The 26,689-nt window shown below is 45.7% G+C and carries 24 protein-coding genes (1 of these 24 only partly in view); 16 read left to right on the plus strand and 8 right to left on the minus strand.

Annotated features, from left to right (window positions below; all coding sequences use genetic code 11):
- The first annotated feature begins 88 nt into the window (after positions 1–88).
- Positions 89–4,249 carry a DEAD/DEAH box helicase gene (locus ACHZCY_RS22195; protein WP_232370860.1) on the plus strand — a complete coding sequence of 1,387 codons (4,161 nt, stop codon included), beginning with the start codon at positions 89–91 and terminating at the stop codon, positions 4,247–4,249.
- 36 nt (positions 4,250–4,285) lie between these two features.
- Here the strand turns inward: ACHZCY_RS22195 and recO are convergent, their stop codons facing one another.
- Genes recO through ACHZCY_RS22210 form a run of 3 tightly spaced genes read right to left on the minus strand, consistent with a single transcriptional unit; the run spans position 4,286 to position 6,834 of the window.
- The gene (recO, locus tag ACHZCY_RS22200) at positions 4,286–5,044 is read right to left on the minus strand and encodes a DNA repair protein RecO (RefSeq protein ID WP_319550439.1); all 759 of its coding nucleotides are present in this window, start codon (positions 5,042–5,044) and stop codon (positions 4,286–4,288) included.
- Positions 5,044–5,826 carry a helix-turn-helix domain-containing protein gene (locus ACHZCY_RS22205; RefSeq protein WP_319550440.1) on the minus strand — a complete coding sequence of 261 codons (783 nt, stop codon included), beginning with the start codon at positions 5,824–5,826 and terminating at the stop codon, positions 5,044–5,046. Before ACHZCY_RS22205 ends, recO begins: the two co-directional genes overlap by 1 nt.
- 24 nt (positions 5,827–5,850) lie before the next feature.
- On the minus strand, positions 5,851–6,834 hold the full coding sequence (locus ACHZCY_RS22210) for a peptidylprolyl isomerase (RefSeq protein ID WP_205221128.1): 984 nt from the start codon (positions 6,832–6,834) through the stop codon (positions 5,851–5,853).
- A gap of 266 nt (positions 6,835–7,100) precedes the next feature.
- Between ACHZCY_RS22210 and ACHZCY_RS22215 the strand changes: the two genes are divergently transcribed.
- The 10 genes from ACHZCY_RS22215 (at position 7,101) to ACHZCY_RS22260 (ending at position 14,648) form a co-directional block, all read left to right on the plus strand.
- Positions 7,101–7,454: a flagellar basal body rod C-terminal domain-containing protein gene (locus ACHZCY_RS22215; protein WP_319550441.1), complete on the plus strand. Its 354-nt coding sequence runs from the start codon at positions 7,101–7,103 to the stop codon at positions 7,452–7,454.
- Between the two features lie 377 nt (positions 7,455–7,831).
- A complete protein-coding gene (locus ACHZCY_RS22220) occupies positions 7,832–8,329 on the plus strand; it encodes a TlpA disulfide reductase family protein (protein WP_319550442.1) in 498 nt (165 codons plus the stop codon).
- 122 nt (positions 8,330–8,451) lie between these two features.
- Positions 8,452–8,655: a selenite/tellurite reduction operon protein ExtJ gene (gene extJ / locus ACHZCY_RS22225; RefSeq protein ID WP_319550443.1), complete on the plus strand. Its 204-nt coding sequence runs from the start codon at positions 8,452–8,454 to the stop codon at positions 8,653–8,655.
- Positions 8,656–8,727: 72 nt separating this feature from the next.
- Complete coding sequence (gene uppP / locus ACHZCY_RS22230) at positions 8,728–9,537, plus strand: undecaprenyl-diphosphatase UppP (protein ID WP_319550444.1); 810 nt, start codon at positions 8,728–8,730, stop codon at positions 9,535–9,537.
- Positions 9,538–9,587: 50 nt separating this feature from the next.
- On the plus strand, positions 9,588–10,277 hold the full coding sequence (locus ACHZCY_RS22235) for a class I SAM-dependent methyltransferase (protein ID WP_205221124.1): 690 nt from the start codon (positions 9,588–9,590) through the stop codon (positions 10,275–10,277).
- A 75-nt stretch (positions 10,278–10,352) separates the two neighbouring features.
- Positions 10,353–11,018 (plus strand): precorrin-2 dehydrogenase/sirohydrochlorin ferrochelatase family protein, encoded by a 666-nt coding sequence (locus ACHZCY_RS22240; RefSeq protein ID WP_319550445.1) that lies wholly within the window; start codon positions 10,353–10,355, stop codon positions 11,016–11,018.
- Positions 11,015–11,833 carry a c-type cytochrome biogenesis protein CcsB gene (gene ccsB / locus ACHZCY_RS22245; RefSeq protein WP_205221122.1) on the plus strand — a complete coding sequence of 273 codons (819 nt, stop codon included), beginning with the start codon at positions 11,015–11,017 and terminating at the stop codon, positions 11,831–11,833. The genes ACHZCY_RS22240 and ccsB overlap by 4 nt, the downstream gene beginning before the upstream one ends.
- Positions 11,823–13,106 carry a glutamyl-tRNA reductase gene (gene hemA, locus ACHZCY_RS22250; protein ID WP_319550446.1) on the plus strand — a complete coding sequence of 428 codons (1,284 nt, stop codon included), beginning with the start codon at positions 11,823–11,825 and terminating at the stop codon, positions 13,104–13,106. Before ccsB ends, hemA begins: the two co-directional genes overlap by 11 nt.
- Before the next feature lie 6 nt (positions 13,107–13,112).
- Positions 13,113–13,628 carry a hypothetical protein gene (locus tag ACHZCY_RS22255; RefSeq protein ID WP_319550447.1) on the plus strand — a complete coding sequence of 172 codons (516 nt, stop codon included), beginning with the start codon at positions 13,113–13,115 and terminating at the stop codon, positions 13,626–13,628.
- A 36-nt stretch (positions 13,629–13,664) separates the two neighbouring features.
- Positions 13,665–14,648, plus strand: a complete 984-nt coding sequence (locus ACHZCY_RS22260) for a Gfo/Idh/MocA family protein (RefSeq protein ID WP_319550448.1) — start codon at positions 13,665–13,667, stop codon at positions 14,646–14,648.
- Positions 14,649–14,969: 321 nt separating this feature from the next.
- Here the strand turns inward: ACHZCY_RS22260 and ACHZCY_RS22265 are convergent, their stop codons facing one another.
- The 3 genes from ACHZCY_RS22265 to ACHZCY_RS22275 form a co-directional block, all read right to left on the minus strand.
- Positions 14,970–16,259, minus strand: coding sequence for an IMP cyclohydrolase (locus ACHZCY_RS22265; protein WP_319550449.1), 1,290 nt, complete (start codon positions 16,257–16,259; stop codon positions 14,970–14,972).
- A 125-nt stretch (positions 16,260–16,384) separates the two neighbouring features.
- Entirely contained in the window at positions 16,385–17,395 is a 1,011-nt protein-coding gene (locus ACHZCY_RS22270; RefSeq protein ID WP_319550450.1) for an NTP transferase domain-containing protein, read from the minus strand.
- A gap of 59 nt (positions 17,396–17,454) precedes the next feature.
- Positions 17,455–18,402 carry a helix-turn-helix transcriptional regulator gene (locus ACHZCY_RS22275; RefSeq protein WP_319550451.1) on the minus strand — a complete coding sequence of 316 codons (948 nt, stop codon included), beginning with the start codon at positions 18,400–18,402 and terminating at the stop codon, positions 17,455–17,457.
- Between the two features lie 90 nt (positions 18,403–18,492).
- Here ACHZCY_RS22275 and ACHZCY_RS22280 point away from each other — a divergent pair, with 90 nt between their 5' ends.
- Positions 18,493–18,840: a hypothetical protein gene (locus ACHZCY_RS22280; protein ID WP_319550452.1), complete on the plus strand. Its 348-nt coding sequence runs from the start codon at positions 18,493–18,495 to the stop codon at positions 18,838–18,840.
- Positions 18,841–19,103: 263 nt separating this feature from the next.
- On the opposite strand, the gene ACHZCY_RS22285 is transcribed toward ACHZCY_RS22280, so the two are convergent.
- Positions 19,104–19,433, minus strand: a complete 330-nt coding sequence (locus ACHZCY_RS22285; protein WP_319550453.1) for a hypothetical protein — start codon at positions 19,431–19,433, stop codon at positions 19,104–19,106.
- Between the two features lie 648 nt (positions 19,434–20,081).
- Between ACHZCY_RS22285 and ACHZCY_RS22290 the strand changes: the two genes are divergently transcribed.
- The 4 genes from ACHZCY_RS22290 (at position 20,082) to ACHZCY_RS22305 (ending at position 25,032) form a co-directional block, all read left to right on the plus strand.
- On the plus strand, positions 20,082–21,008 hold the full coding sequence (locus ACHZCY_RS22290; protein ID WP_205221113.1) for a homocysteine S-methyltransferase family protein: 927 nt from the start codon (positions 20,082–20,084) through the stop codon (positions 21,006–21,008).
- Positions 21,005–23,446: a methionine synthase gene (locus ACHZCY_RS22295; protein ID WP_319550454.1), complete on the plus strand. Its 2,442-nt coding sequence runs from the start codon at positions 21,005–21,007 to the stop codon at positions 23,444–23,446. The genes ACHZCY_RS22290 and ACHZCY_RS22295 overlap by 4 nt, the downstream gene beginning before the upstream one ends.
- Before the next feature lie 2 nt (positions 23,447–23,448).
- Positions 23,449–23,628, plus strand: coding sequence for a rubredoxin (locus ACHZCY_RS22300; protein ID WP_205221111.1), 180 nt, complete (start codon positions 23,449–23,451; stop codon positions 23,626–23,628).
- Between the two features lie 216 nt (positions 23,629–23,844).
- The gene (locus ACHZCY_RS22305; RefSeq protein WP_205221110.1) at positions 23,845–25,032 is read left to right on the plus strand and encodes a S1C family serine protease; all 1,188 of its coding nucleotides are present in this window, start codon (positions 23,845–23,847) and stop codon (positions 25,030–25,032) included.
- A gap of 22 nt (positions 25,033–25,054) precedes the next feature.
- On the opposite strand, the gene ACHZCY_RS22310 is transcribed toward ACHZCY_RS22305, so the two are convergent.
- Positions 25,055–26,689, minus strand: the 3' portion of a protein-coding gene (locus tag ACHZCY_RS22310) for a B12-binding domain-containing radical SAM protein (RefSeq protein ID WP_319550455.1). Its footprint extends 363 nt past the window's final position; 1,635 of the gene's 1,998 nt are visible here — the last part of the coding sequence; its start codon lies beyond the right edge, outside the window — the gene reads right to left on this strand; the stop codon is at positions 25,055–25,057.

Raw genomic sequence — 26,689 nt, forward strand, 5'->3', positions numbered from 1 at the left:
TTTTAGTCTGTTTAGTGCTCAAATCTTACACTCCCAAGTGTATTAACATCGTTGTCGCCCATTTCCGGGCACCTGATTGGTAAAATTCATGCCTGTGACAAACCACGGAAAAAATATTCTTAACTCGTTTGCAGAACTCACCTTTTTGGAGAAGCTGTTGCTGCAACTAGCCTCAGTTATTTATGAGCCTGTCTCAAAAACTTTTTTAACAAAATGTATTGCCAAAGTAGGAGGTCCCTTTCCAGGTGCTAAGAAGCCCGGCAAGGACGACGTTGGTGCCGCCATAAAGAGCTTGCGGGCAAACGGATACCTAAACAATAAAAATCAATGTGAGCAGGTAAGTGCAGAGTATCTGACCCGGTCGGCAATAAGTGAAAAACGTTTTGAACGGTTTGTGGCTTTTATCGAAAAGGAAGCTCCGGTTTCCTATCATTCAGGCAAGCGGGCAACGCGTTGTTGGCGCGCCCTCAGGCAGTTTCGTATCGGTGTGTACCTTGAAGATTTTGATCGGATTGATGAGGCTTTGGCATTTCTTGATCAGGAGTGCGGCCAGGAGGTGCAGACAGATCCTCCGGCAGTGATCGTGACGGCGCGGGCCTTTGATCCTGAATGGCTCAGTACTTTGCCTGGTTCCTTGCAGTTTTACCTACTAGAGCAGGTGGTAAGGCATTCCCTGGAAAGCCTGCAGCATTTTCCAGATGTTCTTGCCTATCTCGAGAATGAAGTAACCTTGTCGGTATCCAGCATAGAGATGGTACCCTTTCATCGATTGCTTGCTAATTATTATTTGCTTCAGGGGCGTTTTGCTGATCTCAATACATTGCTTGAAAAGCATGGTGACTCCTTTCAGGGTTCAGGATATGCCGGCAGTGTCACTTTTTTGTGTGGTGATGTCAGTGAGGCATTGCGTCTTTTTGAAGAGGATCGGCAACGGCTGCAGGAATATGCAGGTGATAATCCCGTTTTTTTCTTCGGTCTCCCTGGATTATTTTCTATTTTTGCCCTGCTTGCAAGAAACGAGGAGGGAGATAGACAGGCTATTCAGAACGCGGTAGCTACTGTATTACAGCGCTGCCAGGGCTGTCCTGAAGAAGTGCCGTATCGTTTTCTTGAAACAGTGATCCGTGCTCCGGAAGGGACCCTGCCGGACATGATGGCACTGACTGATCGACTTGCAGCTGAAGAGAGGAGCTTGACAACTTTGGTTGCAGTCCTTTCATTGTATTGGATCGGTGTCGAAATACCGGCTGACTTTCAAAGTTCGCTTTCCGCTCTTTATGAACAGGCCAGGCTCAACACCTTTGACTGGTTGGCAATGGAAACTGCAGAGCTGCTTGCTACTGTGGGTGACGGGCAGGACGAGAAAAAACTAATTGCCGATGAACTGGCGGCAAACCTGCAGTGTCGATTTCTCACCCATATCATTTCTCCGCAAAATTCCTGGAAACAAAGCTTGCAGGAGTTGATTCAGATAACGAGAAAGGTGGGCGAACCGGAACGAACAACCAGGCTGGCGTGGTTTGTTCGATATGAACCTAATGAATTGGTTGTGCAGCCAAAGGAACAGAAGCGAACCAGTTCCGGTGGTTGGACAAAGGGGCGTTCTGTTGCCTTAAATCGATTGATGCACACTAAAGACTTTGCCTATCTCACAAGCCAGGACCGTCAGGTGTGTGAAACCATACACCAAGTTGGCGAAGTCACAGGACGAAATGGAGGGTGTGATTTCGACAAAGACAAGGCTCTGCCCTTGCTGGTCGGCCATCCTCATGTTTTTTTGGAACAAGCACAGCGAACACCCGTTGAACTCGTAAACGGGGAACCAGAGCTTGTCGTCGAGCAAAAAGGGGACACCCTTTTTATTCATTTTTCTCAAGATATAGGCGATGGCAATATTGCCATCTGGAAAGAGACCCCAACCCGATTTCGTATTATAAAAATCAGGGATGAACATCGAAAAGTTGCCGAAATTACGGGGAAAAGTGGATTGCATGTGCCCCTTGAAGCCAGCCAGCAGGTTCTTGATGCAATCGGCAATATCGCGTCTTTCATGACCGTACATTCTTCCATAGAGATGGTGAGTGAAGGAGAGCAGGCCGAGTTGGTAGAGAGTGACCCAACGATTCACATTCATATTATTCCCTATGGCAGTGGCTTCAGGTTGGAAATGTTTGTCAGGCCATTTTCTCAAGGAGGACCCTATTTAAAACCCGGTGTTGGTGTTTCCAATCTGATGTCTGAAATTGGCGGCAAGCGATTGCAGACACGTAGGAATCTGTCGCTGGAAGAGGAGAAAGCCAGAGAAATTGAAGAAAGTTGCCCAATGCTTGACCTGGCAATTGATCTGGAGCAGGAAGATAAGCGGGAATGGCACCTGTTTGACCCTGAGGAGTGTCTGCAGGTTTTGCTTGAGCTGGAGGAAATTAAGGACAAGGTTGTCCTTGAGTGGCCTGAGGGCGAAAAGATTGCCATCCGTCGACAGATAAGTGTCAATCAGTTGAACCTTAATATTCGCACAAGCCAACAGGATTGGTTTGCGCTTTCGGGGCAACTGCAGATTGATCAGGACGAGGTCATTGGCCTGAAAACATTACTGGAAAAGGTCAGTGAGGCTCAAAGTCGCTTTATTCCCATGGGGGACGGCCAGTTTTTGGCTTTAACCCAAGAATTTCGTAACCGGCTGGAGGAACTGATTCTGTTTGGAAACAGTGAGTTTGGTGACGATGATGAAGTTGCCGTTCATCCCCTTGCTGCAATTGCACTTGATGAATTTACCCAGCAGGCGCAAACAAACGTCGACGAGGGGTGGCAAAGACAACTTAAAGCCATTGCAGATTCTCAGGAGGCAATTCCGCAGATTCCTTCAACCATTAAGGCGGAACTGCGGGATTATCAGCAGGATGGTTTCACTTGGATGAGCCGTTTAGCCAGCCTGGGTATCGGCGCATGTCTTGCTGATGATATGGGGCTGGGCAAGACTCTGCAGGCAATAACCGTTATTTTAAGTCTTGCTGACAAAGGGCCGACATTGGTTGTTGCTCCTACTTCTGTGTGCATGAACTGGGAAACAGAAGTGACTAAGTTTGCCCCCACCTTTAAGATTCATCAGTTTTTAAGCCAGAACAGAGAAGATACCATCGAAAACCTGGGTAAGTTTGATTTGCTCATTACCAGTTACACTCTGCTGCAACAGGAAATAGACCTTTTGGAAAAGGTCCAGTGGCAATCGGTTGTGCTTGATGAGGCGCAGGCCATAAAAAACGCAGCAACCAAGCGATCACGTGCTGCAATGCGGCTCAATGCCAGGTTCAGGTTGATTACCACTGGTACGCCCATTGAAAATCATTTGGGTGAATTGTGGAATCTGTTTAGCTTTGTCAATCGTGGACTGTTGGGCACCTATAAACAGTTTAATTCACGATTTGGAATTCCGATCGAGAAATACCATGATCGAGATGCACGCAGGTCCCTTAAAAAATTGATTCGTCCATTCATGTTGCGTCGTATTAAATCCCAGGTTCTGGATGAACTGCCCCCAAGAACCGAGATTACATTAAGAGTTGAGATGCAGCCGGAGGAATTGCAGTTTTATGAAGCATTGAGACAGCAGGCAATCGAAAATATAGAGGGAAGTGCAGAGAAAAACGGACGTCATTTACGTATTCTTGCCGAGATCATGCGGCTGAGAAGGGCGTGTTGTAATCCAAAATTGATTAATGAGAATATTCAAATTCCTTCCACCAAGCTGAAAGTTTTTCAGGAAGTGGTGGAAGAGCTTTTAGGAGGCAGGCATAAGGCCTTGGTATTCAGTCAGTTTACCGGTCACCTTGCCCTGATTCGTGCTTTTCTGGATGAACAGAATATTTCCTATAAATATCTGGATGGAACAACACCTGCAAAAGAAAGACAGCGGCAGGTCGAAAGTTTTCAAGCCGGTGAGGGTGATCTGTTTTTAATCAGCCTCAAGGCCGGCGGGCTCGGGTTGAATTTGACCGCTGCCGATTATGTGATTCATATGGATCCCTGGTGGAATCCGGCAGTAGAAGACCAGGCAGCTGACAGGGCGCATCGTATAGGTCAGAAACGGCCGGTAACGGTTTACCGTCTGGTAACCTCAGGGACAATTGAAGAAAAAATTGTTCGCCTGCATCAGGAAAAGAGAGACCTCGCTAATTCGTTGCTTGAAGGGGCGGATGTGAGTGCACGTATCAGTGCTGATGAACTCCTGTCGCTGATTCGTAACTCTTGAGGCTGGTGTGCAAAAAGAGCAAGCTCTCCAACACTCCTATTTTAGTGTTGCCATGAGATTTTTCCAGGAATGGATATCTTGTTGCAGCAGTGAACACGAGTAACCATGGAGAGTATACAGCGTTTCTCTGGCGGCTTTGTCTGGAAGCTGCAGACGACTGAGGTGTCCGAGGCTAACGCCTTGCGCTTTTTCTAAAAATTTCAATGTCTGCACAGAGAGCTGCCGCGTGAGCATGGTGTTGCCCGACCGGCATTGATTGCAGAGGAGGGCACCTATACCAGGTTGCATGGTGTAGGTGTTTTTGGGGGATATGGGCTTGCAACATTGACTGCAACACTCCAATTCAGGCCTATACCCGGCAATGTCAAGTAACCTGATATGGAAAAGTGCTGCTATCTTGAGGGGGCGATCACCTTGGTCAAGAGCGTGTAAGGCCCAGGTTAACAAAGAAAAAAGTCCGCATTCAGGGTCTTTTTCTTTTGTAAATCGAAGAATGAGTTCACAAAGGTACATGGCTCCTGCATATTTTTGATAAGACTGGCGAAGGGAGAGAAACGCGTGCTCTAACTCGGCCTCAGCGATAAACAGGAGGGTACTTGTGCGGGATGGTTTATAGGAAACGAGAATTCTGGAGAAGGGTTCCAGTTTGTTGACAAAGCGTTTTTTACTGCGCTTGGCGCCTTTGGCGATTCCGGTTACCTTGCCAAGGTTTTCACTGAAAAGGGTGACGATTTTATCTGATTCTCCGTGATCAGCTGTTTTCAGTACCAGGCAACGGGTACTGGAGACATTCATTATTTTTCCAGACCTTTTTTCAGCTGTAGCTGGAATTCGCCTGAATGTGCATCATCAAATGGAAATGGTTTGCCATTTAACGTCAGTTTTGCACTTGCCGGCTCTGAGAATCGTAAGAGTAAGCGGGAGCTTGCACGCCATTCTGTCTTTTTATTTTTTATAAATTCCTGATGCACTGTCGGCTGATCATCAATACTTACCTCAACCGAGGCATTGTCCAGAAAATGAGCTTTGAGCAGGATTTGGTCACCTTCAATGGTTTCGATTACTGATGGGGGCGAATCGTCGAAAGCTGCCATGATTGTTGAGGTGATATCTTTGGTGGTGTTGGTGAAAAATGCAAACGGATTCCATGACGTATACAGACAAAATCCGGTAAAGGTGAGGGCGATCAGCGCCAACAGAAACGCCGCTACCGTTGCAGAAGGTATATGGGAGGGTTCTGCAAGTTTTTTAGGAGCAAGAGAGTGACCGCTCATCAGTGTTTTGTTAAAACGATCAGGCTTTTTACCATTATTACGTTCCTTGATGAAACGGTTGGCAGCAAGCTGCCCGTCAATGCCTAAAAAATTGCCGTATAGAGTAAGCAGGCCTCGGGTGAAGGTGTCTGCAGGCAGGTTGGCAAAATCATGGGCTTCCATCGCTTTTAGGTTGGACACGGAAATCTTGGTTTCGGTCGAGACCTCTTCATAGCTGAGGCCTTGCTCTTCGCGAAGGTGCTTGAGGTGGCTGCCGACGACTTTCTGTTCTGTGGGATGATTATTTTTATCTTTTACGCGCATGTTTTCTACTGCAATGGTCAACGTTCACAATATTTTTATATATGCCTTGTTCCGGATACTTTCAATCCAGCTTTTATACAACAACTCCATCTCCTGTTGATACAGCTTTTCCCGTATTTCTTCTTTGACGGATTCGTATGGTACTTTGGTGATAATTTGCCCCTCTTGGCTAGACAAAATAGTAAAAAATTGATATCCGGAGGGAGTTTCAACTATTTTGCTTATCTGGCCAGGTTTAAGACCAACAATAGCATTCCGCATAAAAGGTGCCATTTCTTTTTCTTGGAAAATGCCTAGGTCTCCTCCATCTTTTGCCGATGGGAGGTCTGAATACTGCTGAGCAAGCTCTTTGAAATTTCCCCCTTGCTGAGCAAGTTTATGCACTTTGGTAATTTTTTCTTTTGCCTTCTTTTGACTGAGTTTTCGGCCGTCGGCACCCAGCGTATTTTTGGAAACACCAATTTGCAGTATATAATATCCTCCCGCTCCGACTTGCTCGGTGTAATGTAAATCGTAATAATCAATAATTTTCTCTTCCGGGATGATAACCTTAGAGCGTACCTCATAGTTGACGAGTTTAGAACGTAATATCTGCCCTTTGAGGTCTTCTAGATAGAGCGGCTCGGTCATGCCCATGCTCTTGAGCTCTTCCAGGAATTGTTGGCGTGAAATTTTATTGTTAACGAGGATACGTTGCAGAGCATTTTCAACTTCCTGCTCAGAGACGGTTATTTGCATTTTCCCCGCTTCCTGAAGCAGTAATTTTTTATCAATGAGTTTTTGGATGACGCTTGAACGTATCTGCTCCATAACTTCTTGTAATTTCTCAGGCGGAACCTCAGAGGCAGCTTTTTGAAAGAGAGGCTGACCTAGTTCGTTGACTTCTGAGAGCGTGATAATGTCATTGTTGACAATAGCTACACTTCGGTCAACGAGTTCTGCGGGTACGTTGTACGGTGTGCAGCAGCAGAAGAAGAACAATAAAAGAGCGAATTTTTTCCCAGTCATATATGATTGTAGTTGTTGGTAGAATTGGCTGGAATGTAAGACTTTGGCGAGGTGTGTAAAAACGGTAGTGTTCAGAGTCGGTAAATAATTACGAAAAGAATAACTGTATTACCTGACTATCTAATCGGTAGGAGGTAAAGGCGCAATATTTTTTGGTGAAAACGACCTCGGAGAGAAAAGCCTCCACTTTAAGATTACAGAAAATGGCCCGGATTTTGTATCCTTATGCTAAGATTCAATACCTTTTATTTTTTGGAGATATAATCATGATCGGCGGAATACATTCAGCCTTATCCGGCCTGGCCGCAGCGGGCGTTCAAACGGCTAATACAGCAAATAATGTTGCAAATCTGAACTCAGACGGATTTAAAAAGGGGCGAGTACTGCAGGCCGAACAACGTCCGCAAGGAGTAAGCACAATTGTCGAAAAGGTTGAGACACCAGGAGCATATGCCATAGAAGATACGTCCGAGGGACAGGCTCTCATCGAAAAGTCAAATGTTGATCTAAGCGAAGAAATGCCGCAAATGATGGTCAATCAGCACTCCTACAATGCAAACCTTAAAACACTGCAGGTTGCCGATGATATGACAGCCTCTCTTCTTGATATTAAGGCATGACGCTCTCTGGGCATAGTCATAGAGTTTCGTCAGTGACTGACATATTCGAGTTTTGAATTACTTATTTGCAATTTGTTCTATCTTTCGGGGATGCACTGTGTACCTTTTTTCACAAACAACAGATTAGCACTTTTCCTGGTTTCGATCCTGCGGAAGTATCAGCCTATACTGGCCAATCAGAAGTACATTGCGTTGTTTCTTTTCATCTTGCGGTAGTTTTCTAGTTTTTAAAAAAGAGTAGCTTGAGCTGCGATAGATATCATTTGGCCTTGAAATTTATGGTACAGTGCATTCTTCTGTACAAGAGTCATAAATTTATTATTTGGAATAAGGCTGCTTGTCGATAGTGTTGAGAGGAGGCCTTCAGGGAGAAAATAATGTTGAGTGTTGGGTTGAGGATGCGGGTTCTGAGTTTGGTTTGTAGTATAGCATTGTTCGGCTTGCCCATGACCACTTTGGGCGCAGTAGATATGCCCCGGTTTTCTTTGCCGTCAGTAACAGATGGAAAAGTTGTAGAGAGTTCCTCTTTTGCCGGCAAAGTTTTACTGGTTACTTTTTTTGCAACCTGGTGTGCTCCCTGTCGGCAGGAAGTACCGGTTCTCAAAGAACTCCATCAGAAATTTGAAGGGCAAGGCTTTTCCGTTATCGGGCTTTCCGTCGATGAAAAAGGGCCTGGGGTTGTCGCGGAACTGGTAGAACAGGCAAAGATAAATTACCCGGTGCTCATGGCAGATAGATCAACACCGCGGAAATTTGGAGGGATTATTGGTATCCCAACCTCTTTTTTAATCAACAAGGCAGGGCATGTGGTCAAAAAATATCCAGGGTACATACCTCGCGGCCTATTGGAAAAGGATATTAAATCAATTCTTTAAACGTTTCTGCCTGAAGAATTTGCTTGGGTTTGTTGTTGACAACTGGTGTGTTTTCCCTTACCTTTCGCTACAAAGATTGCAGTAAAGATGTTGAGTTAAGTTCCAATTAATTAAAGGAGGATATGATGAAAAAGGTTATTTCCGCTGTAGTGGTTGCTGCTTTTGTGATGAGTGCCAGTGTTGTTTTGGCTGCCAAGGTTACCTGTGAGGTCAGCGCAATTGAAGGCGATACGGTCACCATGACCTGTAAAAACGCTGATACATTGAAAGTAGGCGACAACGTCTCTGTAAAAGCCAAGAAAAAGAAAGCTATCGAAGGCTGCTAGTAGACTCTTTCCATTTTTTTTAGAGCGGGCCGGTGCTTCACCGCCCCGCTCTTTTTTTATGCTGACCCTGCTATGGAATTTTTTAAAGCCATCCTCCTTGGGATCATCCAAGGGCTCACAGAATTTTTACCTGTTTCAAGTTCCGGCCATCTTGTGATAGGGTCGGAATTATTGAATTTCAACGATCCTGGTATTGCCTTTGAGGTCTTTCTCCATGTAGGAACACTGCTAGCCGTGGTGATAGCCTTTCGCAAAGATTTACTGCATATGGTGCGTTCGCTTTTTTCCACGCCATCCCAGCGTAAGGATGACGCGGAACTGCAGCGGTCATTTTTGTGGAATATATATATCATCCTTGCAACCCTTCCTGCCGTTTTTGTCGGTTTGTTTCTCAAAGATTCCATTGAGCACTTTTTTAGCAATATTCTTGTGACATTTACGATGCTTGCGGTTACCGGATGCATCATGTTGTTAACGACAAAACTGAAAAAACAAAAAGGACAGATAAACGGAACAAGAGCCTTGTGGATGGGCGTAGCCCAGGCCATGGCGATTTTGCCGGGGTTGTCGCGAAGTGGTTCCACCATCTTCACCGGAATGGCACTGGGGGTTCATCGGGAGACAGCCGCCAGGTTTTCTTTTATCATGTCTATTCCGGCTATCCTCGGGGCTGCTGTATTGCAGATAAGTGAGCTTATCGCAGCACCGCCAAGTAGCAGTGAGATGTGGCATGTCATGGTTGGGACGGCAGCTTCTCTTGTTTCTGGATATTTTGCTATTATATTGTTAATGCGATTTGTGCGTAGGGGACAGTTGCACTGGTTTGGTTATTACTGTCTCTGTCTTTCGTTTGTAGGGTTTAGCTGGTATGCCCTGCAGTAAAATTTGTTTGAGCAAAAAATATTTCTACCTGATTGGTAATTGTGAATTTTATGGACCCACAAACCTTGCCGGCTGAAGAGCTGGCCCTCTATACCTCACTGAGAAAACAACTAAAACTTGCTTTTGAACCGCTCAAGGTGCAGGATTATCGTCTCAATCTTCTGAAGTGTACAGATCTGGAACAGATTCTAGAGGGGAAAGACCCTTTGAAGGATGTTTCCGCCTTTCCCCTGTGGATACGTTTGTGGGAGGCTGCCATCGTTCTTGCAAATTATTTTGCAGGACAAAAGCCTCAACCCGGCACGAGCTTGCTGGAACTTGGTGCAGGGTTGGGAGCTAGCGGACTCGTTGCCGCAGCAGCAGGGTATGAGGTAACTCTCACTGATTTTGAAGAGCGCATTCAGCAATTTCAGCGAATAAATGCTGCGGCAAGCAATTTATCAGGAGTACGGTTCGAATTTCTTGATTGGTTCAAGCCATCAGATATAGGGCAGTATGATGTGATTGCCGGTTCAGAAATTCTGTATCGCGATGAGTTTTTTGAGCCGCTTATTCACATTTTTAAAACTGCGTTACGCCCCGGCGGTGTTATCGTGCTCTCTCATGATGCCGGCCGTCGCAATATAGCCCCATTTTTTGAACTGGCGCAGCAGGATTTTAGAATTAGTGTAGTCAAGCGAACATTGAAAAGTCTGGAAGGTGATAAAGTTATCCTGCTTGCCCGTTTATTAAGGAAATAAGTTAACCTCACTAGTGTCGGCACCAAGAGTAGCCTGCTGTCTGGACCTTTTTAAAATCTGAGCCTTAAAAAAAACGTGTATCCTGTTTGTCTGCAGTTAAAAGATAAGCTTTGTGTGGTCATCGGCGGCGGTGGGGTGGCTGAACGCAAAGTTCGAGAGATTCTTATCCAACAAGGCAAGGTTCGACTTGTAAGCCCTGCACTTAGTCCCAAACTTCAAAGAATGGCTTCAGGGGACAAGGTCGTCTGGCTGAGGAAAGAATATGAGCCGGAAGATTTAAATGGTGCCTTTCTCGTCTATGCCGCCACTTCAAGTCGAGCCGTGCAGAAACGTATTCAACGAGATGCCAACGCTGCAAATCAGCTCATCAATATAGCTGATGATCCCGAAGGGTCCAGCTTTCATGTTCCAGCTTCTATCCACAGGGGAGATCTTACCCTTGCTATCTCAACAAACGGCAAAAGCCCAGCCATGTCGGCCATGGTGAGAAAACAACTGGAACATACCATTGGAGAAGAGTACGGGGTTCTACTTAATCTTGTTGCCGCTATTCGGAGTCAAATTTTAGCCGGAGATGAAGGGCAGCAGCAAAAAAGAATTCTATTCCAGAAAATTCTTCATCAGGATATAATCGGCTGGATAAAAAACGACCAATGGGAATTGGTTGAAGAGCATATAAATAACGTCCTGGGGACAACCGTTGAGGTTGACTGGAAGGACATCAGAGAGAACCGTCTATGAGTTTTCTACTTTTTCAAGTCAGTTGTATTATCTATCTGTTATCTGCAGCTACGTATCTTTTTTTCTTTCTCTCAGAGAAAAAAAAATTTCGGAAAGTTGCCCGGTGGCTCTTTTTTATTGCTGCTGTTCTTCATACCCTTAATATTCTTTTCAGATATATTGAGGCTGGGCATACGCCCATAACCAGTCATCACGAAACCATATCTTTTTTCGCTTGGGCAACGGCATGGAGTTATCTCTCCTTTCGCTGGCGTTATACCGTGAAAAATCTCGGCACCTTCGTTAGTACTCTAGTGGTTGTCTTAATGTTGGTCGCTGCATTTTCTTCCCGGCACATTATTCCCCTTGCTCCTGTCTATCAATCTTGGTGGCTACCTGTTCACGCATCCATTTCCCTGGTTGCTTATGCTTTTCTTGCTCTGTCCTTTCTCGGTAGTATTATGTATCTGCTCCAGGAAAGAGAAATTAAGCAGAAACGCTTCGGCCTTTTTTATTCCCGTCTTCCTTCTTTGGAGGCACTGGATAAACTCAACCACCATTGCCTCAGTGTTGGCTTCACCTTGCTTACCTTAGGGTTGGTAACCGGTGTACTTTGGGCCAAGCAAGCTTGGGGTGCATATTGGCACTGGGATCCCAAAGAGACGTGGTCGCTCATTACCTGGTTCCTCTACGCCGGGGTCATGCATCAGCGTTTTACAGTTGGATGGCGCGGCCGACGGATTGCCGTCATCAGTATTATAGCCTTTGTTTCAGCCATGTTTACCTTGTGGGGGGTGTCCTTTCTTTTGAAAGGGGTTCATACTTATGCCTCGTGATACTATTGTTTTGCTGGGGGTCAATCATAAAACCACACCGCTGGCCATAAGAGAAAAACTTGCCATTTCAGGGGGTTATGATCATTCTCTGGAAGTGTTGAGTAAGCTGGATGGCATTAAAGAATGCTACCTGCTTTCCACCTGCAATCGAGTGGAGGTGTTGTTCACCTGTCGGGAGCCGACAGAGTGCAGTAACGGGGTGCTCGAAATGCTTTTTGCTGATGCGGCTACCGGCGATGACCTTGAAAAATATGTCTATCAGTACCAGGACGAAGCTGCTGTGGAGCATCTTTTCATGGTTGCGGCCAGTCTCGATTCAATGATTGTCGGAGAGGCACAGATTTTAGGCCAGTTGAAAGAGGCTTATCGGTATGCTTCAGATCATAAAAGCTCTGGATTTGTGTTGAACAAACTGCTCCACAAGGCTTTTTCAACAGCAAAACGGGTGCGGACGGAAACCGGCATAGGCGCCAGTGCCGTCTCGATTAGTTATGCTGCGGTTGAGCTGGCTAAAAAAATATTCGGCGACTTGCACGACAAAAAAGTGCTGCTCATCGGGGCCGGCGAGATGGCAGAGCTTGCGGCAGAGAATTTGGTGGGGCAGGGCGTTGCTGAGGTGGTGGTTGCCAATCGAACATTACAACGGGCAGTGACCCTTGCTCGCTGTTTTAATGGCTATGCCGTTGCACTCGAAGAAGTCCTTGGCCAGCTTGAGCAAGTTGATATTGTCATCAGTTCCACCGGAGCAACAGAGGTTATTCTCAACAAAGATGACGTTCGTGGTGTCATGCGGGAGCGCCGTAACAGGCCGCTCTTTTTTATCGATATTGCAGTCCCCAGAGATCTGGATGCCGGCATAAACGAGTTGGATAATGTCTACCTTTACGATATTGACGATTTGAATAATGTCGTAGAAATGAACAAGAGTGAAAGAGATAGGGAGGCTGTCAAGGCTGAGCGGATTGTTGCCGAGGAAAAACTCAAGTTCACCAAATGGCTTGAAAATCTCGTCACGACACCGACTATCATTGAACTACGTAAGATGGTGGACGAGGTCGTTATGGGAGAGTATCAAAAAACTGTTAACCGTATAAACGGGCTCACAGAAAGTGACAAACGTTCAATGGAAAAAATGGCATCGGCCATAGCCAAGAAACTTATGCATCACCCTTTGCAGTACCTCAAGACAGACCATCATTGCGTAAATCAGACTGAAAGAATTACCGTGGTCAGGGCTCTTTTTAACCTGGATAACAATGAATCTATGAAATAGTTCATTATGATTACTGAAGAACGTGAGCTGATCATCGAGGAGGAATTGCTCATTATCCGTGATTCCGGGGAAATACCGGAAATAGCATTTCATTCAACTTTGGAGTATCTCACTCGTGATGGTGAAGGACCGGCAATGGTGCTCACAGAAGAAGAACTCAGCGCATTGCACGAAGCCGTTATTAAGCGATATCTTGAAATTATTCGTCGAGATTTGACCGCAGATAACCGTTCCCTTTCCTTGTTCAGAGGTGTGGAACGGGCTAGAGTCAACTGGGCAAGACTGCAGAGGTTTTGTAAGCGGGTTCAGGTTGATGTTGCTATATATCGGGAGGATGTTGCCCGGGCGTTGATTGCGTTTATGACTCTAGAATGCAATGAAAAACGGCCAGGACAGGCGTCTCAATCTTTTAATTGCTCATCTGTGCATCTTTGTGATTTTATTAGCGCACTCCACATCCCACTTGATCAGCTTCCCCAGGATTGGCAGGGATTGTGCGTACCTGCCAAACGATCCACATAAAAGACGACAAAAACAGAGAATGCCGGAGGAATAGCCATGACTGGAAAAAGTAAGCCATCAATCCTTCGAGTTGGGGTGATTGGTACAGGAAAACACGGCAGCCGGTATGCTAACCATTTGGTCCGTGATATTCCTGGTATGGAGCTTTCTGCAATCTCCCGTCGCTCCGCCGCCAAAGGCGCAGGTCAGGCAAAACAATGGGGATGCTCTTTTTATGCCGACTGGATGGATCTGATCGCCAGTAGTGATGTTGATTGTGTGGTAGCCGCGGTGCCGCCGACCATGAATTTGGCCATAGCAAAGGAATGTGCTCGGGTGAGCAAGCCGGTGCTGATTGAAAAACCACTTGCAGGTAGTTTGGAGGATGCTCACCGCATTGTATCCTTGGAAAGTGAAAAGGGGCTACAACTGACGACCGGCCAGACTTTGCGTTACAATGCTGTTGTTCAGGCATTGAAGCAAAATATTGGGCAAGTAGGAACGTTGCACACTTTTTCCGCCAACCAGCGCCTGGAACCGTCCACCCTTCAATGGCATGAAGATCCTTCGTTGGCAGGAGCGGGGGTAAGTTTTCATACAGCAGTGCATGTTTTTGATGCCCTTCGCTACATTACAGGTCTGGAAGTGGGCAAGGTAGCAGCTGTTACTCGCTCAAAAGGGGATAAACAGCTTGAGGATGTACTGGCTGTTTTGCTTGAAATGGATAACGGTGTGGTCGGTACCGTAGATTGTTCCAAGGTCGGCCATGCAAGGTCCGGCTTGTTTGAATTTGTTGGCGATAAGTGCCAACTTCTAGGTGAACAGATCTACAATAAATGCACGAAAATAGAGCAGCAGAAAATAACCGACTTAAGTCCGGTGGAACCTGTAAGTACTATTGTACCGCTACTCTGTGAATGGGAACAGTATCTGCATCGGCAGGCGCCAAATCCTGTTCCTGGGATTGAAGGGCTGGCGTCTGTTCGAATATGTGAAGCCTGTCTGGAAGCTGCCCGGCTGCAGCAATGGGTGACCCTGTAAAAGGGGACCTGCCGACCATCAATACTTCTTGGGAATAAGTACGTGAACGGCAGGTTGTGTAGAGTCTAACGATTAGGCCGAATTTCTCATGAACTTTTTGATTTTAAACTCAATTGTTTGATATTATTAATTAAAGAGTAATTGTGCAATTAACAGTCTGTCTTTCGTCTTCAATCAAAAAGTTCCCCCTTCGGGTCAATAGATTTTTTCGCAGGATCTGCGTTACAAACCACTTGCGCTAGTTTACTACCGGAGTCTTCGCTACCTGCTGCGCGGCTTGTGCCTTGCCCTGCGAAAAACTTTATTGATGAGAAACCCGGGTTAGTGCTTGAATGAACGTTGTCCTGTGTACATCATGGCAACCTTTGGGTTTGCTTCGTTGCAGGCTTCGATGGACTCAAAATCACGCAGCGAGCCGCCTGGCTGCAGAATTGCCGTTATTCCTTCCTTGATACCGACATCAACGCCATCTCGAAAAGGAAAAAATGCATCAGAAATCATCACAGAGCCTGACAAGCCTGCCTTATCTGCCATGACCTTGATGTCAATTTCCTCCAGCATGGACTTGTCTTTTTTCCCTTGTTTAATTTCAAGGGCCAGCTGCGCATAGGGAATATTGTACGTATCAAAACAAAGCATATCCGCATATTTTATGTAGGCTTTGTGTACTGCAATTTCAGCGACACCTACTCGGTCCTGTTCGCCTGTGCCAATACTGGCAGTACAACCGTCCTTGACATACAGCACCGAATTCGATGTTACACCATGCTCAATTGCCCAGCCAAAAAGCATGTCGTCAATTTCTCTTTGGGTGGGTTGCCGTTCACAGCGATATTCCACTCCTTTGCGCACTGTTTCTGCGGGCATTAAATCTTCAGGGGTGCGGATGGTGTTAATAGCAGATTGCTGTACAATAATGCCGCCATCGATCAGTGATTTAAAATCAATAAAACGATGGTGTTCAAAATCAGCCAGTTTGTTAATCCCGGCCATCTTGATAATTCGCAGGTTCTTTCTTTGGGCAAGGATATCAAGCGTTCCTTCTTCAAAATCAGGTGCGCATACGACCTCAAGATAATTTTCCGCCATCAATTTTGCTGTCTCTCTGTCAACCGGGAGAGTGGTTACAACCGCACCTCCAAATGCAGCAATTCTGTCAACCCGGTTGGCCTTGTTATAGGCATCAGCAAGATTTACACCCACTGCTGCACCACAGGGATTGTTGTGTTTTAGTATTGCAGCAGCCGGTTTATCTGCCAGGTATTTGATAATGTTCAGGCCGTTATCAACATCGGTCAGATTAATTTTACCAGGGTGTTTCCCTACTTGTACCATATCATCTACGGTAATGGCGCTGACCAGGCCATTACCTGGATTAATATAGCTGCATTCGCCGAGGACGAGGTTACCGTTGACCAGTTCGTAGAGTGCTGCCTCCTGATTAGGGTTTTCGCCATAACGCAGACCTCTTTCTTCCTCGGTTCCGTCAGCGGATTTGATGTTCCAGGTTTTCTTGCGATAGACCAGTTTCTGGTTATCAAAGGAAATGGTCATTTCCATGGGGAATGAATCGCCAAGGATAGATGAATACATTTTTTTTATATTACTCATGATTGTGAAGCTCCGTCGTGTTGAATGCCTGAGTAGAAATCGCTGAAAAGTGGTGGATATTACCCTTTAGTTACTCATTGAGAAAGTGAAAACTCAGTCAGTGGTGAAATGATCGGCACTGATTATTATCCTACTCTGTGGACCAGTGGCGGGATACGTTCATTTTGGTCGATAGAACAGTTCTCAAGAACTGCATGGGCACCTATAACAGCACTGTCGGCAACAGTGCAATCATGGAGCACAGCCCCTGTGTTGACAATGCAGCCTCTGCCAAGCGATGTCTTTCCGGTGAGCTGGATTCCCGGGTAGAGTATGCAGTCTCCCCCAATTGAGCAGGTGGGAGCTATCAGAGTGGTATCTGGAGAGAGCATAGTGATGCCGGTGAGCATGAACTCGTGGTTACATCGTTTTTGCAGCTCTTGATGAGCAAGGGCCAACTCCACCCGTGAATTCACCCCAAGTACATCGATTGCCTCAGGGTGTGAAAAATTGTGGACTTTATGGCCGCTGTTGACGGCAATGGAGACGATATCGGTGAGGTAGACTTCGCCCTGGCTGTTATCTGTCCCTACCTGATGAAGAGCGGAAAACAGAAAATCTTTTTTGACCACATATATACCCGCATTAATTTCACAAATTTTTTGCTGCTCTGGAGTGGCATCCTTTTGTTCTACAATCTCAACTACATTGTGTAGAGCATCTTTAACTATCCTTCCGTAACCAAAGGGGTTATCCAATGATGTCGTCAGTAGGGTAAGCGTTGCATCGGTGTCCAGATGTTGCTCAAGAAGAGCTTGGAGCATTTCAGGTCGGACTAGTGGTGTATCGCCGCAGAGGATCATTACCTGTTCAGCATTTGTGCACGCTGTTTCCGTACACAGTACAGCATGACCAGTCCCCAGTTGTTCCTGTTGGGTTACAGGGATGTATTCGTATTCTTTCAAGGAGCTTGCAACACGCTCTTGCTGGTGGCCGACAATGACAATGCTTTGTTGCACGGTAATCTGTTGAATACTGTCTAGTACATGATGCACCATGGGTTTAAAAAAAACTTCATGGAGCACCTTGGCTTTATCGGATTTCATCCGAGTTCCTTTGCCAGCGGCAAGGACAACAGCGGTAATAAAAGGGACCATCTTTTTCCTCAAGGCGATATTTAATTGGTTAATTCAACGCGTTGCGTGAAATGGATATATCAGGGAGTAAGATTCGCTGCATACAAGTGTAGCATCTTGCCCAATTCTACATGGACTTCTTCTCTCAATTGCTGTGGGGAGATGATTTCCGCCAAGCTGCCGAATTGAAGTACTTTCATTATGATTTCACGGTGATCGGCAACGGGCAGGGTAAGGAGTAATCTGTCACTCTTTTTATCCACAGACTGCTCCGGGTGCCATTGCTGGTATCTTACTGTTTCGGCTGCCTGGCCTTTAAAGGAAATGGTCACCGTGTTTGTTGGTGCTCCCTTGAAAATACCGAAAACGCCGGTAAGTGACCTGTCCCGTTTATCCATGGGGTGCTGAATAGGTTGGGGAAGCAGTTGTGCGTTTTGTATTCGTGAAAGATGAAACAGCCTTCTGGATTCACGCAGGTAGCACCACGCATAAAGGTACCATCGGCCCTGATAATGCAGCAACTTAAGAGGATCAAGCGTTCTTTTGGTCAAGAGATGACGCTCTTTGGTATATGCAACGGCAAGCTGTTTCTGCTCAAGCAGCGCATTAATTATACACATCAAAGTAACATGGTCAACAGGTTCGGTTTCCACCCATTCACAATGAAGATATTGTTCCAGGTTATGATGGCCTGGAACAACCAGGGAGGTTAATTTATTGCTGAGTTGGGCAAATTCCGGCAGTTCTGAGAGGCCGGCTTCTTTGGCAATGGAAGTCAGGATACCGAGGAAAAGAATGATTTTGGAACTTTCTTCAAAGGGAAGCCGAAAACCGGTTTCTGTATAGTAATACCCGTTTTTTTGTTGATCAAAAGCAAGAGGGGCGAGAAGACGGTCACGGAGATAACTGATATCCCTATGTGCCGTGGCTGTCGATACTTCAAACTCAGCAGCCAATTCGGAAGCATTGGGGAAACCATTGTTGTCAATTCGAGAGTGAAAAAAATAGATACGTTCAAGCAGGCTCATAATTATTTTTTCAAAAAAAAAGGGGGTTGATCACTATATGACAAACCTCCCCTGGTAGAGTCAAGAAAAACGACAAACAGGAGGAGTGTTATGCAATTTAAAATGATAGTGAGTCGGGCAATGTTTGTATTTAACGGAATTGTTGAAGGTAAGGCGCAGTTGGAATCAGTCCGTTTTTTGAGCGACAAAATGTTGCAGGAGCAAAACAATGTGCTGATAGTAAAAGAAAAAGAGAGTGTCGATTTTTTTCTTGCCGGCTCTCTCCCTCTTTCCAAAATTTCCAAAGAACAGTTTGCCTGTCTGGTTGCCGCTGCTCGTTTTTTTGGCCATATACCTGGGAGTAACGGTAAGATTCCCATGTGGTTTGGTGCCGATTCTCTGGCAATGGATTATCACCATTTTTCATCACCGCAGCAGGCAGCCTATGCTTATGAATAGCAGAATTCTCGACAGGATTGATTGGCGCAAAGGGCACTGTTGGAGTCTTTGCAAGGCTTAGGCTGTAAAAAAGGAAGGCAGGAATATCGTTTATTAAGCAACATAACAAATAACCTTGCCTCCACGATTTTTAACTGTTCAGTAGTGCTCCGGTTGCAAACACTCAGGCAGGATAACCGCAGTCATGCTACGTTTATCCGTCCTGGTCGTACGCACAAGTAGGCCCAGGGCTTGGTGGCATGTTACTGAAAGTTAAGCAGTAATTATTTTAGAGGGGAGGAAAGAGGTGTCTGGGAAGATATTGAGAAGCCACCTTGCAGATACTCACTCATTCGTAAATCAGAAGGGCTGTAATCAATTTTGATGGAACCGCAGGCTGTGAGTAGGGCTGGTTCTACCAGAAACGTGACCTCATCGTAGCGGTAGACAAGATCACTTCTTCTTGGCGAATCGAGACGGAGTGCAAGGGATTTCCAGTTACTCCCCAAGCTAACGAGATCAATGCGCACAGCATGAGTGTCCTGTTTTTTATCCAGGTATCGTTTTAAGATAGTGATGGCGGATGTGGTGACCTTGATCATACTGTTTGTCATTACAGTTATTGGTGCACCCAAAATGTAGCTATAGGGTATCTCAAAGGATGAAAAATATACTTTTAAAGATTCTATACTTCGAAACCATTCGTATGCTTACTGGCTTGTGAAGGTCTCGTCAAGTTGAAAAAACCTATATACTTCAAAGTGTTATGGCGTAGTGGTGATAGATTAAGAGGGGGCTTCTTAAAAGGGTTGTGCGCCAATGATTTTCTGGCAAAAGGGGGTTTTGGGACCGACGCTTTATTTTTTGGAGGGTATTTACTTAACCCACTGAGTTACTGTTGATGTGGCTTTATTTTCAGAAAGATGATAAGTTTTTCTCTGTTTTTATTATTAATTGTACTGTTGGTTTTCAAGACTAGCTGTCGCTAATAAGTAAAAAAGGAAAAGAGGAACCCAGGATTACTCTTTTTGGATATAAACATACTTTTGTATGCATTTGAGCAGGTAGGCGAAGAAAATGATTCATTTCACTGCGTAAAGTTGCTGTACTTGCAGCCGTCATAAATCCATTAAAGGGTAAAGCGAAAAGAATGTTGATTCAGGGTAAAGCGTACAGTGTCTCTCCTCATGCCCATCTGAAAAGGTGCGAGTTCATGGCGGTTTCAACTGTTAATAGATGATTTTGAATAACTATAGATAATAATGCAACCAACAGATCACGAAATACTTATTTTGGATGGTGCTTGTGGGACCAACCTTCAGGAGATGGATATACCTTCGTCAGCTTGGGGGGAAAGCGAAGGGTGTAACGAATTGCTTAACATTTCCTCCCCGGAAACGATTGTTGCACTGCACACCGGCTTTGTCGATGCCGGGGCAATGGTAATAGAAACCAATACCTTTGGTGCCAGCAGCATCGTGCTTGCAGAATACGGCCTAGAGGAGAAAGTAGAAGAAATCAATCTTGCCGGGGTGGAGAACGCTCGTAGAGCTATTAACGGTAAGCCTAATACATATATTGCCGGTTCTGTGGGACCGGGAACCAAACTGCCTTCGCTCGGCCATATAACCGTTGACGCGCTCGCCAGCGCTCATGCCGAGCAGATACGTGCTTTAGTAAGAGGGGGGGTGGATCTGCTGATAATTGAAACCTGCCAGGATCTGTTGCAAATTAAAACTGCCATGACAACCTGTTTTCAAGTTCTGGAAGAGATGGAGAAAAAGGATATTCCGGTTATGGCCTCTGTTACCATTGAGCGTACAGGAACCATGCTTGTCGGCACTGATATTGCGGCTGCGGCGGTGACTTTTGAGCCTTTTCCATTGTTCTCCTTTGGCTTGAACTGCGCAACTGGTCCGGGGGAAATGGAATCACACATCAGATATTTGAGTCAGAATTGGGCCGGACGGATTTCCTGCGTACCTAACCAAGGGTTGCCAGAGGTTGTGGACGGCAAAACCTGTTACCCGCTTTCACCGAAACAATATGCATTGGCTATGAAGCGTTTTGTTACTGAATTCGGAGTAAGTATAGTCGGCGGATGTTGTGGAACAACGCCTGAACATACCCGTGCATTGGTCAAGGAGTTAAAAGACGTGAAGCCTGCGAGCAGGGAGGTGAGTGCATGAAGCCTTCAGTTTCAAGTCTGTACCAGGCAGTGGAATTACAGCAGGAAATTCCGCCACTTTTAATAGGGGAGCGCGCCAATTCCAATGGCTCCAAAAAATTTAGAGAACTACTGCTGGCCGATGATTTTGAGAGCTGTCTGAAAATAGCCCAAGAGCAAGAGGCTAAAGGTGCCCATATCATCGATTTATGCACAGCCTATGCCGGGCGGGATGAGCTGGCCGACATGACCACTTTAGTACAAATGTGTGCTGGTTCAGTCAAGGCGCCGCTTATGATTGACTCAACTACACCTGAGTGCATTGAAGCTTGTTTAAAGCTCTACCCCGGGCGATGTATTATTAATTCGATCAACCTTGAAGATGGTGGTGCCAATTTGCGCCGGATCTGCGGTGCAGCGAAAAAATATGGTGCGGCGGTCGTGGCTTTGACCATCAACGAGCAGGGAATGGCAATGACGGCAGCTGATAAGCTGGCCATCGCGAAAGAGATCTATGCCATTGCTGTGGAAGAACTAGGCCTGCGACCAAGCGATCTACTTTTTGACTGCCTTACCTTTACTGTAGGCTCGGGTGATGAAAATCTTCGCGATGCTGCCATACATACCATTGAAGGTATTAAGCTGGTAAAAAAAGAATTACCAGGCACCCTGACAGTTCTTGGGTTGAGCAATATTTCGTTTGGGTTGGCACCCAAGGCGCGCCGGATACTGAACTCTGTCTTTTTACATGAAGCGGTTGAGGCAGGGCTGGATGCCGCCATTGTCGATGCTGCAAAAATTTTGCCTTTAGCCAGGATCTCTCAAGAGGATCGTGAAGTGTGCCTTGATCTGCTGTTTGATAGAACAGCAGGGCAGGAGCCTAAGCCGCTGATGCGATTTATTGAACATTTCAGCGATCGAGCAGATGATGATTTCGATGAAGAGAAGGGCAGCGGCAGGACTCCTGAAGAACAACTGTTTCATCATGTGGTGACCGGCGATAAGGATGGGCTGGAAGATATACTGCCGGTGCTGATGGAGCGCTACAAGCCACTTGCTATTATCAACCAGATGCTTGTACCTGCCATGCGCCATGTGGGCGAACTGTTTGGTAAAGGTGAAATCCTTCTCCCCTTTGTACTGCAGTCCGCAGAGGTTATGAAAAGGTCAGTAACCTTGCTGGAGCCTTTTATGGATAAAATTGATGGAGAGAGCGCTACCAAAATTCTTTTGGCCACGGTTCAAGGGGATGTACATGATATCGGTAAAAACCTGGTCGATATTATTCTCTCCAATAATGGATACAAGGTCTACAATATTGGGATAAAGATTCCTGCTGAAGCTATTATCGAGAAGGCCAAAGAGTATGATGTCGATTTGATCGGCCTGAGTGGTTTACTTGTGAAATCGGCTATTGTGATGCAGGAGTCCATGGCTCAGTATAAGGCTGCCGGTTTAAAAACACCGATCATGCTTGGCGGTGCAGCATTGACCCCTAAGTTTGTCGCTGAATCCTGTGTACCCGGGTATGATGGACCTGTGGTGTATTGCCGGGATGCGTTTGCAGGACTAAAAGCGGTACGGGAATTTGAAGATGGTACTTTAACTTCCACTGTTTTTGATCGTATCACCAGTGTGGAGGCCATGAAACCTGGAGTGAAGGATGCCGCAATAGATCGGGACGTCCCGGTGCCGACCCCTCCTTTTATTGGGCAGAGGTATGTGGAAGCAATCGATCCGCAAGAACTTTTCCCATTGGTCAACATCCAGGCTCTTTTTCGAGGGCGCTGGGGATATCGACGTGGAAAAATGGGAGCCGAGGAATACAGTGAACTTCTAACCACTACTGTGCAGCCTATTTATGATGGGCTCATAGAGCAGTCACTTGAACAACACCTGATTGCTCCCAAAGTATCCTATGGGTATTTTTCCTGTTACTCCAAAGATAATACGGTTTTCATAGAGGCCGATGGTACAACATATCCCTTTGCCTTTCCACGCCAGACAGAGGCTCCTCATTTGTGCATCGCTGATTATTTTAAGACCAAAGAAGAGGGTGGCGACATCGCTGGGTTTTTCGTCGTTACGATTGGTGAAAAAATGGCTGAGACCACAGCACGGCTTTACGATACTGACGCGTATCATGATTACTTAATGCTCCATGGTTTTAGCGTTGAAGTGACAGATGCTCTGGCCGAGTATTGGCATGCCAAAATGAGGGAGGAACTTGGGATCGGTGACACCAATGTGCAGGGTGTTGTTACCCAAGGATACCAGGGGTCACGTTATGGATTTGGCTATCCTGCCTGTCCTGATATGGACGTACACAAACCACTTTTTGCCTTTCTTAAACCTGAAAAAATAGGTGTTAGCCTTACTGAAAATATGCAGATGGTACCGGAGCAAACTACCTCGGCGATTGTTGTTCATCATCCACAAGCGAAATATTTTGCGGTGTAACCATGGAAAGCGATGAACTAAACGAAAGATATATATGTATAAATTGTGGGTATGTTTATGACCCTGCCAAGGGGGATCCAATGAACAACATTGCTGACGATACCCCCTTTGCTGAGCTTCCGGAAGCGTGGGTTTGCCCAATGTGTTATGCTACCCAAGACCAATTTGATCTCCTTGATTGATGCCCTTTTCTAAAGAGGCATCAGCTACGCGTCATACTGTCTTTCCCTTCATACGATCCACTTATAACTAGTGGCGTATGTCGGGAAAGATGATGTTTCCTTCCTGACTGTTTTTATTCATCCGGCTTTCTGTTTGGAGAGTGTCAGCATTTGTTCATGACCATGTTCAAAAAGAAATCTAGGTCGGATACCACTTCTTGAGGTCAAGCAAATACGATGAAATGTCCAAAGTGCGGCTTTATCCAAACTGATAATCGTGAATGTACTAAATGCGGTATTATTTTTGAGAAATATGAAGCGTTCCAGGAAAGAAAAAAACGCGTCTCTCTGCAGGATAACCGTTCAAGTGGAAAAGGTATTTTTTCTTTGATTACCGGCATGGTCATTGTTGCTGGTGTGTCAGTCGCAGTTGGATTGCACTTGATGCAGGCGGAGAAGCCTGCCGATAACACGTTATCGGTGAGCACTGATCAGAGCAATTTGGTGGCTGCGCAGGAGCCGCGGCCAGGTGCAGCACCTGCACAAATAGAGCGACTACAGCCTCTTTTGGGAAGTGATCAAGGCCGTGGGGTGGAACCCGAAGGGCTGGCTGGTCAGCTTGCACAGAACTTTGCAGGGACAGGGAGCCCCGTGGAATCTGCCCGAAATGCCACCGTCTCCATTGTCACACCATGGGGGAGCGGCTCTGGTTTTTTTATCGATAGATTTGGAACAATTATTACCAATCGCCACGTGGTTCAGTATAACGTCGATCAATTAGAGTGGATGGAATCGCAGGCTGAACTTCTGCGAGATCGTTTACATAATGAAAGGGAAAATCTCGATTTGATGCGGAGGCAGTTAAAACAGGTCAACGACCTCCGGGTGAAACAACAGGTAATGAAAAATATTGGTTTACGCGAACAACAATATACCAAGTATCAGCAAAAGTTAACGGAAATGGAGCAGCAGATTACAAAGATTAAACAGAGTGATTTTCTACAGGACGGAAAAATTATTCTTGTAGATGGGAGCGAATATGCTGTGAGCACATTTCAGCTCAGTCCGGAGCAGGATCTCGCTTTGCTTTCAATTGATGTCTATAATTCACCTGCCATCCCTGTAGTTAAGGCTGCAGAATACCCGAAGCAGGGAGCTTCTGTATTTACCATAGGGAGTCCGCTCGGTTTACATCATAGTGTTACCTCGGGTGTCATTTCAGGGTACAGGACGCTTAAAGGAAAAAAAATGGTTCAGGTCGATGCACCCATCAATCCCGGGAACAGTGGCGGGCCGTTAATCAATGCTCAAGGTCACGTTATAGGTGTGAATACGATGATCATCAATAATACGGAAGGCATCGGGTTTGCCATTCCTTTTGAGACTGTACTGGAAGAGTTCCCAGGAGTTTTGAACGAACAATAGTCAGACACAAACCATCATCAATTTACTCGATGTTGTCATAACAGGGAACGAGGACACCGGCCTCTCTAAAGCGTTCAATAATCTGAGTTTGTGCTGCTACGTCAACCTGGACTGTTTTGTGCAATGTTTCGAGGTAAACGGAAGGCTTTAAGCATTGCTCAAATTGTCGCAAGGTCAGACGATAACTGCGGTGGGGCAGGGAGAGGACCTCATCTTGAAGAAAGAAACACACTGTGCGCTGATATGGTATGGCAGCATTACCCTCCATTTGTTGGAGCAGGTCAAGAAAACTGCTCAAATCAGAATAATCATACTGGTGTATACTCATTCTTTGTCGATTGAGGGTGCAGAGGATATCATCTGACTCGCTATATTCGGCTAGCTCGGAGCCGGAAAAACGAAGTTCCTCCTTTTTCAAACTATACGCTACCAAATCATTGAAAAACGAAAGACGCTCATATTTTTTTTCGTTTCTAATTATTTTCACCAGTTCATCCAATAACGCCGCAAGCGGTAGTTGAGCAAAAAAAGCAGCCTGTTGTTTTTCAACCCAGGGTTGAATGATAGTTGCGAGGGCCCTCAGCCAGAATGTACCGGTACAATAGAAAAGAATATGGAAAAGTTCATGGTAGTTTTGTTCGATATGCTCAAGGCACTGAATAAGTGCTTCGGTGTGCATCAGTTCCTTTTCAGAGAGTGATGGAGGCATATACAAACATAAATTGTCGACCGGAAAAGGATACCGTTGCTGTTGATCAATAAGCTGTTTTTGGACAAGAAAATCACAAAAAATATTGGAGTGTTCAGGTTGTTGATGCCAATAACCGGAAGCTACATCAGTCGAGAGATGATCATAGCAGACGTGAATAGAGTGGTGTCCTGAGGTGTATAAAGTATGCTTCAAGCTAAATATTTGCTCAATTTCCCGGTCCAGGAATTCTTTCGTCGCTTCAGTTGGATGGTAGCGACTGAAAAAAAGTTCAATCCGCGTGTTATGTTGCAGCTCTTTGCTGAGCTTGATGCAGTTATCAATAAGATCACCCAGAGCATAGGTAGCAGCACCTTTAATTTTTTTTCGACTCTTGTCTGCAATGACTTCGGGAGAAAATTCAAAGACGGGCTTGGCCCCTTGCCGGTTAAAGGCTTTTTTATATGCCGCAAGAAAATCATCGCTAACGAGATGCCATGCGCCGTAGTTGAGGGTGAAATGGTTGCGTAATTTTTGGTCAGCAGCGATAGCGCGAAATAATGAGATGATGTATTGGGGGTTGTTTTCATAACAGATATATAAAGTGTCTGTTACCTCTTTAAGGTGGTGTAAATCTTTAATAATGGATGGGATTGACCTACAAACAGGGTGGTTTCGGTGAGAATGTATCGTGAATGCCTGGCGACTCCCTCCGCAATAATCGCAATTAAAGACACAACCCCTGCCGATAAAAAGTGGGAACCCTAATATTGCATTTATTTTTGTAAAATATTGATTGGCATCCTCTAGAAGATCGATACGGGCAAACGACATCGTGTTGAGAAGTTGCTGGTCTATGAGCCACTCGTGGGAGCTGGTGGTAATTGCGTCTTGGTTGCGAAAAGTAAGGTTGGCTATATTCCCAATCGGCTTTTCCTGCAGCAGGTGAAGGAGTGGTTCTTCAGGATC

Origin of the sequence: Desulfogranum marinum (assembly GCF_963675105.2) — a bacterium.
GTDB classification, from domain to species: Bacteria; Desulfobacterota; Desulfobulbia; order Desulfobulbales; family Desulfobulbaceae; genus Desulfogranum; species Desulfogranum marinum.

Bases quoted from the DNA above. Each gene is read 5' to 3' on its own strand.
- ACHZCY_RS22195 (WP_232370860.1), top strand. From the start codon at position 89: ATGCCTGTGACAAACCACGGAAAAAATATTCTTAACTCGTTTGCAGAA.
- recO (WP_319550439.1), bottom strand. From the start codon at position 5,044: ATGAATGTCTCCAGTACCCGTTGCCTGGTACTGAAAACAGCTGATCAC.
- ACHZCY_RS22205 (WP_319550440.1), bottom strand. From the start codon at position 5,826: ATGCGCGTAAAAGATAAAAATAATCATCCCACAGAACAGAAAGTCGTC.
- ACHZCY_RS22210 (WP_205221128.1), bottom strand. From the start codon at position 6,834: ATGACTGGGAAAAAATTCGCTCTTTTATTGTTCTTCTTCTGCTGCTGC.
- ACHZCY_RS22215 (WP_319550441.1), top strand. From the start codon at position 7,101: ATGATCGGCGGAATACATTCAGCCTTATCCGGCCTGGCCGCAGCGGGC.
- ACHZCY_RS22220 (WP_319550442.1), top strand. From the start codon at position 7,832: ATGTTGAGTGTTGGGTTGAGGATGCGGGTTCTGAGTTTGGTTTGTAGT.
- extJ (WP_319550443.1), top strand. From the start codon at position 8,452: ATGATGAAAAAGGTTATTTCCGCTGTAGTGGTTGCTGCTTTTGTGATG.
- uppP (WP_319550444.1), top strand. From the start codon at position 8,728: ATGGAATTTTTTAAAGCCATCCTCCTTGGGATCATCCAAGGGCTCACA.
- ACHZCY_RS22235 (WP_205221124.1), top strand. From the start codon at position 9,588: ATGGACCCACAAACCTTGCCGGCTGAAGAGCTGGCCCTCTATACCTCA.
- ccsB (WP_205221122.1), top strand. From the start codon at position 11,015: ATGAGTTTTCTACTTTTTCAAGTCAGTTGTATTATCTATCTGTTATCT.
- hemA (WP_319550446.1), top strand. From the start codon at position 11,823: ATGCCTCGTGATACTATTGTTTTGCTGGGGGTCAATCATAAAACCACA.
- ACHZCY_RS22255 (WP_319550447.1), top strand. From the start codon at position 13,113: ATGATTACTGAAGAACGTGAGCTGATCATCGAGGAGGAATTGCTCATT.
- ACHZCY_RS22260 (WP_319550448.1), top strand. From the start codon at position 13,665: ATGACTGGAAAAAGTAAGCCATCAATCCTTCGAGTTGGGGTGATTGGT.
- ACHZCY_RS22265 (WP_319550449.1), bottom strand. From the start codon at position 16,259: ATGAGTAATATAAAAAAAATGTATTCATCTATCCTTGGCGATTCATTC.
- ACHZCY_RS22270 (WP_319550450.1), bottom strand. From the start codon at position 17,395: ATGGTCCCTTTTATTACCGCTGTTGTCCTTGCCGCTGGCAAAGGAACT.
- ACHZCY_RS22275 (WP_319550451.1), bottom strand. From the start codon at position 18,402: ATGAGCCTGCTTGAACGTATCTATTTTTTTCACTCTCGAATTGACAAC.
- ACHZCY_RS22280 (WP_319550452.1), top strand. From the start codon at position 18,493: ATGCAATTTAAAATGATAGTGAGTCGGGCAATGTTTGTATTTAACGGA.
- ACHZCY_RS22285 (WP_319550453.1), bottom strand. From the start codon at position 19,433: ATGACAAACAGTATGATCAAGGTCACCACATCCGCCATCACTATCTTA.
- ACHZCY_RS22290 (WP_205221113.1), top strand. From the start codon at position 20,082: ATGCAACCAACAGATCACGAAATACTTATTTTGGATGGTGCTTGTGGG.
- ACHZCY_RS22295 (WP_319550454.1), top strand. From the start codon at position 21,005: ATGAAGCCTTCAGTTTCAAGTCTGTACCAGGCAGTGGAATTACAGCAG.
- ACHZCY_RS22300 (WP_205221111.1), top strand. From the start codon at position 23,449: ATGGAAAGCGATGAACTAAACGAAAGATATATATGTATAAATTGTGGG.
- ACHZCY_RS22305 (WP_205221110.1), top strand. From the start codon at position 23,845: ATGAAATGTCCAAAGTGCGGCTTTATCCAAACTGATAATCGTGAATGT.